8 protein-coding genes are annotated in these 11,626 nt (G+C 73.6%); all 8 read right to left on the bottom strand.

Features of this window, described 5'->3' with window-relative positions:
• Positions 1–53: 53 nt before the first annotated feature.
• The 8 genes from NRK68_RS35105 to mftF all read right to left on the bottom strand — a co-directional run bounded on the left by NRK68_RS35105 (position 54) and on the right by mftF (position 11,464).
• A complete protein-coding gene (locus NRK68_RS35105) occupies positions 54–1,385 on the bottom strand; it encodes a methylaspartate mutase (protein WP_257858236.1) in 1,332 nt (443 codons plus the stop codon).
• A complete protein-coding gene (locus tag NRK68_RS35100) occupies positions 1,382–1,888 on the bottom strand; it encodes a cobalamin B12-binding domain-containing protein (RefSeq protein ID WP_257858235.1) in 507 nt (168 codons plus the stop codon). The genes NRK68_RS35105 and NRK68_RS35100 overlap by 4 nt, the downstream gene beginning before the upstream one ends.
• Entirely contained in the window at positions 1,881–3,140 is a 1,260-nt protein-coding gene (locus NRK68_RS35095; RefSeq protein WP_257858234.1) for a type III PLP-dependent enzyme domain-containing protein, read from the bottom strand. Before NRK68_RS35095 ends, NRK68_RS35100 begins: the two co-directional genes overlap by 8 nt.
• Positions 3,137–4,663, bottom strand: coding sequence for an AMP-binding protein (locus tag NRK68_RS35090; RefSeq protein ID WP_257858233.1), 1,527 nt, complete (start codon positions 4,661–4,663; stop codon positions 3,137–3,139). Before NRK68_RS35090 ends, NRK68_RS35095 begins: the two co-directional genes overlap by 4 nt.
• Positions 4,664–5,000: 337 nt before the next feature.
• On the bottom strand, positions 5,001–6,233 hold the full coding sequence (locus tag NRK68_RS35085; protein WP_257858232.1) for an FAD-dependent monooxygenase: 1,233 nt from the start codon (positions 6,231–6,233) through the stop codon (positions 5,001–5,003).
• Positions 6,234–6,321: 88 nt separating this feature from the next.
• The gene (locus NRK68_RS35080) at positions 6,322–9,339 is read right to left on the bottom strand and encodes an AfsR/SARP family transcriptional regulator (protein WP_257858231.1); all 3,018 of its coding nucleotides are present in this window, start codon (positions 9,337–9,339) and stop codon (positions 6,322–6,324) included.
• A 56-nt stretch (positions 9,340–9,395) separates the two neighbouring features.
• The gene (gene mftE / locus NRK68_RS35075; protein WP_257858230.1) at positions 9,396–10,106 is read right to left on the bottom strand and encodes a mycofactocin biosynthesis peptidyl-dipeptidase MftE; all 711 of its coding nucleotides are present in this window, start codon (positions 10,104–10,106) and stop codon (positions 9,396–9,398) included.
• Positions 10,103–11,464, bottom strand: coding sequence for a mycofactocin biosynthesis glycosyltransferase MftF (gene mftF / locus NRK68_RS35070; RefSeq protein ID WP_257858229.1), 1,362 nt, complete (start codon positions 11,462–11,464; stop codon positions 10,103–10,105). The genes mftE and mftF overlap by 4 nt, the downstream gene beginning before the upstream one ends.
• Positions 11,465–11,626 lie beyond the last annotated feature (162 nt).

Below are 11,626 nucleotides of genomic sequence, written 5' to 3'. Positions count from 1 at the left end.
CTCTAGGTTGGGCGCCTTTTGCGCCCACACCCCTAACCGCCCCTACCCGACCACTAACGACGGACCAGTTCGGCGACAGAACCTGTGCCGAGATTCCGGTGCGGTGCGTCGAACTTCCTGCGCACGTGGTGGAGGTCGTTCATGAGGTCGTAGGAGGTGATTTTTCTGGGGGCCGTGCGTTCTGCGACTCCGCGCAGGGGGAGGTTGCCGGTACCGGCCCACCGCAGACGTCCTTCGGCGTCGATGTGGCTGCGCACCCGGCCGGCGTTGTCCGGGTGCACGCAGTACGGCACGTCGAGGTATCCGAGCCGGAAGGCGGTCAGCAGGGCGCTGCCGAGGTCGTCACCGAGCCCCAGCACGGCGTCGACGATCGCCCTGGCCTCGGCGTATGTCTGGGTGTCGGTGGAGCCGTCGGCTGCGAAGGAGGCCCCGGCCGCGGCTCGGGCCGCGTACTCCAGGGCCAGCACGTTCTCGTGGATGGTGGGGATGCGGCGGGCCTCGGCGGCCGTCTTGACGATCAGCCGCTCGGCTCCGGTGGCGACGGCGAGTTCGGCGGCGCTGCCCAGCAGCCCGTACGCGCCCCGGGTGGTCTCGGGGTACACACCCATGTACGTGTAGATGACGACGTGCCAGTTGTCGGTGGGCAGCAGTTCCGCGCACAGCCGGCGCAGCGCGGCGACGGCCTCCCGGTCCTGGCCCATGTGGGTCTGCTGCGCATAGCTGAGGGAGATCGAGCGGATGCCGTGCTGGGCGAAGAACATCGCCTCCAGGAAGCTGATCGCCACGAGCATGCTCGGCGGGCACAGCTGGCCCATCATGCAGCCGCCGAAGGTCTCAAGGTGCGGTTCGACACCCGCGTCCCGCAGCCTCGCGTAGAGCTTGCAGCAGCCTTCCCAGTTCTTGACGGCCTGGGCGAGCGGGGTGCGCCCGTACGGCAGGCAGTAGGAGACCGGGCCGCCCTCGGTGGCGTTCAGCCGCAGCCGCATCATGGCCCAGAAGATGTCGATGGGGGTGGCGGAGCCGTGCCGGACCTGCACCGGGAACCCGGCGTCCCACAGACCGTGGAGGACCGCTGCGGTGGTGTCCGGCGGATGGTGGACGATGGGGTATCCGTTGAGGTCGGTGCCCTCGCGCAGGGCGTTCTCGACGGCGTCGAGGTCGCCGACGCGGGTGTAGCTGTCGAGGGTGAGGGTGCCGACGGTGGTGGCGTCGGCGCTCTTGGCGGCCGCGAGGCCCTCGCGCATCCGGGCCGGGTCGCCGAAGCCCATGCGGGGCTGGACGACGAGGCGGCCGTTGCCGCCCTCCCGGCGGACGAACTCCCCGAAGTCGGCCGGCCGGCCGGCCGGAGTCCGCTCCGGGGACGGTGTCAGCCCCCCGCCCGTCATGCCGGGATCCGCGAGGGGTCGGGGAGCGGGCGGCGGGCGCCCGCCGGGGGCAGGGCGGCCAGGAAGGAGTGGAAGGCGGCGATCGGGTCCTTGCCGTCCTCGAAGACGGCGTCGAACCCGGCCGCCATCAGCTCGCCGGTGCGGTCCACGCCCTCACCGCCGTCGGTGCCCAGCTTGCCGCCGATGACGATGGGGGTGGCGGCGAGCGGCCCGCGGGCCCGCAGCTGCGGGATGACCCGCATGCCGTCCTGATAGCCGTGCCCGTTGACGCTGCTGATGACGATCATCTCGGGGCGCAGGTCGCCGCATTCCGCGACCAGGACCTCGTCCGGCACGCAGGGGCCGAGGTTGACCACGTCGTAGCCGCACTCCTCGATCAGGAGCTGGAGGAAGACGAGGTTCCAGGTGTGCGAGTCGGAGGCCAGGGTGGTGACGACCACGGTGCCCTTGGACGCCTGCGGCGCGGCCTCGGTGCGCGGTGCCGGGACCTGTGCCTCACCCATCGGCGGGCTCCCGGTCCAGCGGGGTGCGCACATGCTCGATCCGGGTGACGGAGACGATCTCGCCGTCTTCCACCGCGATCTCGGTGGGGGCCGGGCGGCCCAGGAACATCAGCAGGCTGGAGGTGGGCCCGTACGCGCCCGCGTTGGGGATCCGCACCAGGTCGCCGGGGGCCAGCACCGGCATGTCGATCTGGCGGCCCAGGACGTCGCCGGGGGTGCACAGCGGGCCGACCAGGCTGGCCTTCTCCGTCTCGCCGCCGGCCTCGACGTGCACGGACACCGGCAGCAGCCGGCCGAGCCCGGACATGCCGCCGAAGGTGTTGATGCCGGCGTCGGCGATGACGAACTTCTTGCCGCGGCTGACCTTCACGTTGGTGACCTGGGCGACCAGGGTGCCGCTGTCCCCGGACAGGTAGCGGCCGGACTCCACGGCGAGCCGCGGGGTGCCCTCGCGCCAGCGCGGGAAGTGCAGGTCGAGGGCGTTCTCCAGCTCCTGCTTCAGCTTGGGGTAGCGGGCGCGCTCGCCGTGCTGGGCGTACGGGACGGAGAAGCCGCCGCCGATGTCCAGCAGCTCCAGCTCGATGCCGAGATCCCGCTCTATGCCCGCGGCCACCTCGATGGTGTGCGTAAGCTCCCCGATCAGGGCCTCCTCGTCGCGGGCGTTGCTCTGCGAGAACAGGTGCAGGCCGACCACCCGGGTGCCGGGGACCGAGTTCAGCTCGTCGGCCAGGTCGGGGACGGTCTCGCTGTCGATGCCGAACTGAGTGGGCGCGCCGGTCATCCGGATGGAGGTGGTGGCGCTGGCCTGGGCGCTGTTGATGCGCAGCAGGCAGTCGGCGACGGTGCCGTGTTCGAGGGCGACCCCGCCGATGTGCTCGAGGTCGGTCCGCGATTCGGCGGAGAAGGCCCGTACGCCCTTGCCGATGGCCTCGCGCAGTTCGCCGTACGTCTTGCCGGGCCCGGTGTAGAGGATGTCGGCGGGGTCGTAGCCGGCCTCCAGGGCGGCGGCCAGCTCACCGGTGGAGCTGATCTCGGCCTTGCAGGCGGGGCCTTCGCCGTCGCGCAGCGCCCGGACCAGGTCGGTGTGCGGGTTGGCCTTGAAGGCGTAGAAGACCTCGAAGCCCTCGGGCAGCCAGCCGAACAGGTCGCGCCGCGCGGCGCGGGCCCGGTCCAGGTCGTAGACGTAGAGCGGCGTGCCGTAGGTGCGGGCCAGCTCGGCCGGGTCGGTGGACCGGGTGCTGTCGGTGCTCAATTTCCACTCCCTCGAAGCAGCAGGGCGAGCTCCTGCCGGGCGTTCTTTCCGTGCTGGGTGAGCGGGAACTCGGTGAGGCACCGGCAGATCGCCGGAACCTTCGCCGGCTCCAGGCGCTGGGCCAGGCCCTTGAGCACCGCGGCGGGCGCCAGGTCGCTCTCGACGAAGAGCGCGAGGTCGTGCTCCTCGGTGGGGGCCAGCGCGGCGGCCGCGCGCACCCCGGGTATGTCCATGGCGGCGCCCTCGATCTCGAGGGTGCTCATGCGGAAGCCCTTGCGCTTGAACATGTCGTCGCGGCGGCCCTCGAAGTACAGGTAGCCGTCGGCGTCGAGGCTGCCGTAGTCGCCCGTGTGCAGGCAGGGTTCGCCGGTGCCGGGGGCCGTACGGAAGGCCTTCGCGCTGATCTCGGGGCTGTTCCAGTAGCCGGGCATCACGTGCGGGCCGACGGCGACGATCTCACCGGTCTCACCGGCCGGCAGCTCACGTCCCTCGTCGTCGAGGATCAGGACCCGGGTGCCGGGCAGCGGCAGGCCGACGGCGCCGGGTCGCTCCCGGTCCTCCTCGGGCGGCATGACGGTGATGCGCTTGGCCTCGGTCTGGCCGTACTGGCGCACCACCCGCACGCCGGGGAACAGTTCGCGCAGGGCGTCGGTGGTGGCCTGCGGCAGGGCGGCGCCGGTGTTGGTGAACATCCGCACCGGCGGCAGGTCCGTGCCGTCGCGCCGCGCCAGGCTGACGATCATGGAGGCGAAGGACGGGACGACGGGCACCACGGTGGCGCCGGTCTCGCGCATCCGGCGCAGCAGCACCAGGTCGGACTCGCCGTCGGCGAGCACGATCTCGCTGCCCGCGATGCAGGTCATCAGCACCTTGTACAGGCCGTAGTCCCAGGACATCGGGAACCGGCAGAGGACCACGTCGTCGGCGCGGTAGCCGAGGGCCTGGGTCAGTGCGCGGGAGGCGAAGGTGACCTGGGTGTGCGGGCAGGTCACCGCCTTGGGGGCGGCGGTGGAGCCGGAGGTGTAGATGAGGGTGACGACCTCGTCGGGGCGCACCGGCTCGGCCTCGAAGGGGGCGCCCTGGGCCCGCAGTTCCTCGACGTCGTCCCACACGGTGTCGGCCAGGTGCACGGTGCCGGAGAGTTCCCGCAGCCGGGGGGCCGTGGTGCCGTCGCCGATCAGCAGCTTGGGGTCGGCGTTGCCGACGACCTGCCGCAGGTGGAAGGTCTTCATGGCCGGGTTGAGCGGCACGAAGATCACTCCGCAGCGGGAGGCTCCGTAGAACATGGCGGCAAGCCTGCGGTTGGTCGGCAGCTGGAGCACCAACCGGTCGCCGCGGCCGGCGCCGCGGGCGCGCAGCCAGTGGGCGAAAGCCCGGCTGTACGCGTCGAGTTCCCGGTACGTCCACATGCCGGTGGCGTCGCGGACCGCGGGGGCGTCCGGCGTTCTCGCCACGGCGGCGTCCAGCAGGCCGTGGACGAGTTCGTTCCGGACGAGTTCACCATGCACGGGTTCGCCGTTCACGAGTTCGCCGTGGGCGGGATTCCCGTCAGCGATTCCGGATTCTTCACGTGTCGCATTCGAGTGGCTGACCAACGCCGCACTCCCGCCTCGTCGAGTTAAGGCTTGTTCGTCGAAATCACGGGCTTGATGACCCGGATCCCCACGGTATGGCCGGCGGCGCGGTCGCCAAACCCCTATCTCCCCCTTAATCGGAAAGCGGATACCGGAGTACGAAACGGAACGGAAATGCGTCCGCCGGATTTTCGTGCACCGACCTGGAATCCAGCTGGAGCGGTACCGGAACACACAAGCATCCCGTACGGGCGCACGGCCCGTACGGGATGCTCGGACGGACTGGTCAGGCGGCCGCGCGGACGCTCGCGAGCTGCGCCGGGTAGTCCTTCAGCTTGATGTTGTTCGCGGCCTTCACGGTCAGCTTGGCAAGAATGCCCGACATCACCTTCGAGGTGAGCATCCGGTAGGTGAAGTTCCGGGTGCGGATCTTCTTCTCGGTGGGCGGGGCGAGGAAACCGCCGGCGCCCTCGGCCGTCTTCTGACAGCCCATGACGAACTCGCGGATCTCGGCCTCGTACCCGGCGAAGGCGGCCCGGTGGTCGCGCTGGGTGGCCAGCTCACCGGCGAGGACGTAGGCGCAGACCACGGCGAGGCCGGTGCCCATGCCGCCCATCGTGGCGCCGTAGCCGGCGTCCCCGAGCAGGACCACGCGGCCCTTGGACCAGCGGTCCATCCGGACCTGGGCGATGGCGTCGAAGTACAGCTCCTCGGTCTCCTCCAAGCCCTTCAGGAGACGCGGCACCTCCCAGCCGAGCCCGGCGTACTGCTCGGCCAGGATCCGCTTCTGCGCGGCGATGTCGCGCCGGTCGTAGGTCAGTTCCGGGGAGGCGAACACCATCGACACGCCGGCCCTGGCCGGGTCGCCGTCGTAGTTGTTGACGCTCACACCCCGGCCGGGGGCGTTCAGCCAGCGGGCGGTGCGGTCCAGGCCCAGGTCGTTGGGGACGTCGTAGCCGGCGACGTAGTGGCCGAGGTGACGCAGGAACAGCGACTCGTCGCCGAAGGCGAGGCGACGCACGTGGGAGTGCAGGCCGTCGGCGCCGACCACCAGGTCGTAGGAGCGGGGGGCGGTGCGCTCGAAGGTGACGCGGACCTCGTCCGCGGTCTCCTCCAGGGAGGTGATGGAGTCGCCGAAGATGTACTCGACGCTGTTGCGGGTCCGCTCGTAGAGGATCTTCGACAGCTCGCCGCGGAAGATCTCCACGTCACCGCTCATGAACTCGGCGGGCACGCTGACCTGCTCGGCGCCGGCCTCGTCCACGAAGGACTGGACACCCATGTGGGTCTGGCGGCGGTGGATCTCCTCCCACATGCCCATGCGCTCGAGGACCGTGCGGTGCGCGTCGCCGCGGAAGTCCACAGCGAAGCCGCCCTCGCGCAGCTTCGGGGCCTTCTCCACCACGGTCACCGCGTAGCCGTAACGGCTCAGCCAGTAGGCCAGGGAAGGGCCGGCGATGGAGGCGCCGGAGATCAGTACGGTCCGGGCGTGCTGCGGGATGCGAAGGTTCTCGGTCATGGTCTGCTCCTCTGCCAGGCGTTGCCGCTGGTGGTTTCCGCGGAGGTGTTCCGCTGATGAGAAGAGCTTCTCCAGGACCCCTTACCAGTCAGGTACCGTCCGCTGACCATCCCTGACCGAGGGTGGTCAGCGCCTGGTCGTGGCCGAGTCCGAGGCCCCGCCTGTACGCCCGCGCGTACGCGTCCTCCCCGGTCAGCGCCCTGGCGGCGGCCTCGATACGGGCGGCGTCGGGATCGCCGGCCAGCGCCGTCCCGCGCAGCGCCACCCCGGCCCCCAGCAGCAGGGCGGCCCGCTCCCCGTCCCCTTCGAGGGCCGCGAGACCGGCCAGCCCCTCGGCCGCGTACGCCAGGTCGGCGGGGGTTCGCTTCAGGGCGATGGCCAGAGCCTTCTCGTGCCAGTCGCGGGCCTCCTCGCGGCACTGCCCGGCCTCGGCGGTGCGGCCGAGGCCGGTGAAGATCAGCTGTATCTCCGCGGCGCTGTTCCAGTTGTCCGCGACAGTCGCCAGGGCACGCTCGTACTGCTCCCGGGCCTCCTGGGGCCGACCGGACAGCCGGGCCACGTCGCCGAGACCACGGCGGGCGGCGGCCGCCTTGTCGGGGATACCGAGCCGGCCGGCGAGCTCGGCGGCCCGCTCGTAGTGGGCCCGGGCCTGCTCCAGATCGCCGCCGTACAGCAGGGTGTCGGCGCGCCGGCGGAGCAGGTCGGCGGTCTCCTCGGGCGCCCGGAGCTCTCCGACCATGGTCAGCGCCTCGTCCAGCCGGGCCAGGGCCAGGTCCCGGTCGCCGCGCCAGCCGGCGAACATCGCCAGCGGGTCCAGCGAGTTCGCCATGCCCCACCGGTCCCCGGTCTCGCGGAACTCCGCCAGCGCGGTCGCGAACGCCTCCTCCGCCTCGTCGGGGCGGCCCTCGAACCAGGGCTGGAAGCCGCTTCCCATCCGGCTGACCGCGCGCGGCCAGGGGTCCGTGCCGATCTGCTTGCGCCGGGTGATGTCGTTGGCCCGCCCGGGGCCGCTGACCGTGGCCCACAGCACCGTCAGGATGGGCCGCCGCAGCGGCCGGTCGATTCCGAGCAGCACCGACTCGGCCCGGTCCAGACGGGATTCGGCGGCCACCGAGTCACCGTGCGCCATGTGCGCGTTGAGCACGCACAGGATGTACTCCTCGTCCAGACCGGCGGGCGGCTCGTCGCCGGTCTCGGTCAGCAGCCGGGCCGCGAGCGGAGCGGTCTCGCCGTGCAGTCCGCGCAGCCACCAGTACCAGGTGAGCTCGGCCACCAGCCGCAGCGCGAGGGTCACGTCGGCCCCCACGGACCAGCGCAGCGCGGCCTGGAAGTTGTCCTGCTCGGCGGCGAGCCGGGTCAGCCACTCGACCTGTTCGGTACGGCGCAGGTAGGGCTCGGCGGTCTCGGCGAGGGTCAGGAAGTAACCGGCGTGGGCCCGGCGGAACTCCTGCTCCTCCCCCGACTCGGCCAGCCGCTCCGCGCAGAACGCCCGTACGGTCTCGAACATGCGCAGTCGCCCGCCGCGGACCTCCACCAGCGACTTGGCGACCAGCGACTCCAGCAGCTCCTCGGCGTCCGGCAGACCGCAGACGGTCTCGGCGGCGGACAGGGTGGCCCCGCCGGCGAACACGGTGAGCCGCCGGGCCAGCGCCCGCTCGTCGTCGTCGAGCAGGTCCCAGCTCCACTCCACCACCGCCCGCAGGGTCTGGTGCCGGGGTACGGCCGTGCGGTCCCTGCGGGACAGCAGCCGGAACCGGTCGTCCAGCCGGGCCGCGATGTCCTCCACCGACAGCGTGCGCAGCCGGGCGGCGGCCAGCTCCAAGGCGAGCGGAAGTCCGTCCAGGGAGGCGCAGATGTGCTCGACCACGGCGGCCCTCGCGCCGTCCAGGGCGAAGCCGGGGGACACCGCGGCCGCCCGGTCGGCGAACAGCTGGGCGGCCGGGGCCGGTTCCAGGGGCGACAGCGGGCACAGCGCCTCACCGGTGAAGCCCAGCGCCTCCCGGCCGGTGGCCAGCACCCGGACGCCGGGGCAGGACTCGAGCAGCCGCCGGACCAGGCGCGCGGTGTCCTCCACCACGTGCTCGCAGTTGTCGAGGACGAGCAGCAGCAGCCGCTCCGCGAGCGCGGTCACCAGCCGCTCCTCGGGACCGGGGCCGCCGCCGGAGGAGGGCCGCAGGCCGAGGGCGCTCAGGACGGCGGCGGGGATCTGCGCCCCGTCGGCGAGGGGGGCGAGTTCGACGAAGCAGACCTCGCCGGTCTCCCGGGCGACCGCCTCGGCGGCCAGCCGGGTCTTGCCGACCCCACCGGGCCCGACCAGGGTGACCAGCCGGGCGGTGCGCAGCAGGCCCTGGATCCGGGCGAGTTCGGTGTCACGGCCGACGAAGCTGGTGAACTGGGCGGGCACGCCCCGGGGGGCGGCCTCGGGCTGGGGTCGTTCGGCCCGCAGCAGGTCCAGGTGGATCCGGGCCAGTTGCGGCGAGGGGTCGGCGCCCAGCTCCTCGGCGAGGGTGTCGCGCGTGCGCTCGTAGACGGCGAACGCCTCGGCCTGGCGGCCGCTGCCGTGCAGGGCCCGCATCAGCTGTCCGCACAGCTGCTCCCGCAGGGGGTGCGCGGCGAGGAGCTGCTGGAGCTCCGGGACGAGCGAGCCCGTCTCACCGAGGGCCAGTTCGGCCTCGAAGCGGTCCTCCGCCGCGGCCAGCCGCAGCTCCTCCAGGCGTTCCTGGCCGGCCGGCGCCGGGCCGCGCCACAGGTCCAGGGCCTCGCGCAGGACGGCGGCGGCCCGGGTGTGGTCGCCCAGGGTGAGGGCCTGGCGGCCCTGCCGGGCGAGCCGTTCGAAGCGGTGGGCGTCGACGTCGTCGGGGTCGACGTCGAGGCGGTAGCCGGCGGGCAGGGACTCGATGGTCACGCCGAGCCGGCGGCGCAGCCGGGAGATCTGCGACTGCAGTGCGTTCCCGGCGCCCGAGGGAGGGTCGTCGCCGTACACCTCGTCGATGAGGCGGTCGGTGGTGATCACCCGGCCGGGGGCGGCGAGCAGCAGCGAGAGAACCGCTCGCGGCCGCGGGCCGCCGAGTTCGAGCGGCTCACCGTCGGCGTTCCGCACTTCCATCGGGCCGAGAATCATGAATTGCACGCGGACAGTGTCTCGCATCCAGGGGAACCTGCTCAGTTCAGTCCGGAGTCCGGCGCGGGACGCCAGGCCTCGGACGCGGTGATGAGTCGGGCCGCCCAGCGGTCGAGAATTCGCTCCCCCGCGGCGGCGTCCGCGCCGGTCGGATCGCCCAGCACGCCGGTGCGGGTCACGGCCCGCAGGCCGCCCCGGCGCAGGGCGGGCAGGAGCTGCGGTAGCGGCCGCAGTTCGCCGGGGACGGCCGCGGCCGGACGTACGGCCGCAGGGCGGAGCGCCAGCAGGGCGGAGGTCTCGGTGTGCCCGGCGTGGGAGTCGGCGGGGTCGCCGTCCGGTTCCCAGAAGTGGACGCGCCGGCCCTCGCGGCGCAGGGTCCTGACGGCCCGTCGCAGCGGCTGGGCGTTGCCGCCGTGGCCGGAGACGAAGACGACCGCGGCGAAGGCGTCGGCGGAGCGGCCGAGTTCGGTCAGCACCAGTTCGGTGGCCTGCTGCCCGATGGAGAGGGTGCCGGGGAAGCCGGCGTGCTCGCCGGAGGATCCGTAGGGCACGGGCGGGGCGAGGACGATCCAGTCGCGGGCGCGGGCCAGACGTTCGGCCAGCGCGTGGGCGATGTCGGTGTCCACGGTGAACGGCAGGTGCGGACCGTGCTGTTCGGTGGAGCCTACGGGTACGGCGAGCACGTCGCCGGCCGCCGTACGGGCGAGCTCGGGCCAGGGGATGTCCGCCAGTCGGCGGGGCGTCGCGGTCACGGCCGCTCCGGGGCCTTGTCGCGCACCCCGGTGTCGGGGCGCAGCGGGGCGGTGGTGCGGTGGCGCAGGGCGCCCCACCAGACCCCGGCACCGTACGCGAGGTCGTCCGCGACCCGGGCCGCCACCCAGTGCGGCAGCGCGCAACCGGGGCGTACCCGCTGCCAGTCGAGGACGTGCCGGCCGAGGGACGCGGCCAGCAGCAGCCGGCCGCGCCGGGTGGCGGCCAGGGCGGGCACGGCGGCGGGCCACCAGGCGCGGGTGGCCGCGTCGGCGAGCTGCCGGCCGGCGCCCAGATGGCCGAGCAGGGCCAGCCGGAGGCTCTCCGCGGGCGGCACGCCGACGGAGCGGAGTCTGCGGGGCAGCAGGGCGGCGCTGCCGAGGGCGGTGGCGGCCGCGGCCGCGGGGTGTCCGGCGGTCAGGGCGGCCCAGGCGGCCAGGCTCCAGGCGGAGGCCCGTACGGGGGCGGCGGCCCGGCCGTGGCGCAGGGCGAGCGCGGCGGCCGAGGTGCCGTAGCCGAACCGCTGGCGGGCCCAGGCGGTCCAGGTGGCGCGCGGGGTGTGGTGCACCCGGGCGGTGGGCTCGTAGCGGACCTGGGCTCCCTCGGCGGCCAGCCGCCAGACCAGGTCGACGTCCTCGCCGTACCGCAGGGACTCGTCGAATCCGCCGAGCCGTTCGAGGGCGTCGCGGCGGACGACGAGCGCGGCGGTGGGCACGTAGGAGACCCGGCTGCCGGGCCGGACCCCGGCGGGCTGCGGACCCAGGTCGAGCGGGGAGCGGTGCTCCTCGTACCGGTCGAGCGCCGTGGGGCCGGAGCGGCTGCAGACGCGAGGGGCGACGGCGGCCACCGACGGGTCCTCGAAGTGGGGCAGCAGCTCCTCCAGCCAGCCGGGCACGGGGACCACGTCGGCGTCGAGGAAGGCGACGAGGGCGGTACGGGCCTGCCGCCAGCCGGTGTTGCGGGCGGCGGCCGGTCCGCGGGAGAACGGGTGGCGGACGGCGGCGCCGGGCAGCGGCAGGGTGGAGCCGTCGTCGACCAGGACGGTGGCGGCGCACTCGGCGAGCAGCCGCGGCAGGGCGGCCGCGGCCGGATGGTCGCGTACGGGGACGACGGCGGTGACGTCGGCGGGGGTGAGCCGGGCGGCGTCGTGCCAGGGGTGGGCGAGGCCCCCGCGGACGAGCCGGTCGGCCAGCTGCCGGTGCGCGGGCCCGTCGGCGACGGGTGCGCCCCGGAACCAGCGGCCGACCAGGCGGGCGCCGTCCTCGCCGAGGCGCAGCACACGGCAGGGGGCGCCGCCGATCAGGATCCGGCCGTCGGCGAGGCGCCGCAGGCCGGGGTCGGGGGTCAGGTGCAGAGTCACGGTGCGAGGCCTCCGCCGACGTGGACGACGGCACGCGCGGGGCCGGGGACGAGCCCGGGGACGTGCCCGGTGACGATGTGCCGGGTGACGGTGCATCCGGGGACGGTGTGCCCGGTCAGCGGCCATCGGCCACGGCACGCGGCGGGGTACGGGCGCCGGCGC

Origin of the sequence: Streptomyces yangpuensis, assembly GCF_024666385.1 — a bacterium.
Classification (GTDB): Bacteria; Actinomycetota; Actinomycetes; order Streptomycetales; family Streptomycetaceae; genus Streptomyces; species Streptomyces yangpuensis.
The sequence above is the reverse complement of the archived record's forward strand: the minus strand, read 5'-3'. Positions and strand labels throughout refer to the sequence as shown.

Bases quoted from the DNA above. Each gene is read 5' to 3' on its own strand.
- NRK68_RS35105 (WP_257858236.1), bottom strand. From the start codon at position 1,385: ATGACGGGCGGGGGGCTGACACCGTCCCCGGAGCGGACTCCGGCCGGC.
- NRK68_RS35100 (WP_257858235.1), bottom strand. From the start codon at position 1,888: ATGGGTGAGGCACAGGTCCCGGCACCGCGCACCGAGGCCGCGCCGCAG.
- NRK68_RS35085 (WP_257858232.1), bottom strand. From the start codon at position 6,233: ATGACCGAGAACCTTCGCATCCCGCAGCACGCCCGGACCGTACTGATC.
- NRK68_RS35080 (WP_257858231.1), bottom strand. From the start codon at position 9,339: ATGGAAGTGCGGAACGCCGACGGTGAGCCGCTCGAACTCGGCGGCCCG.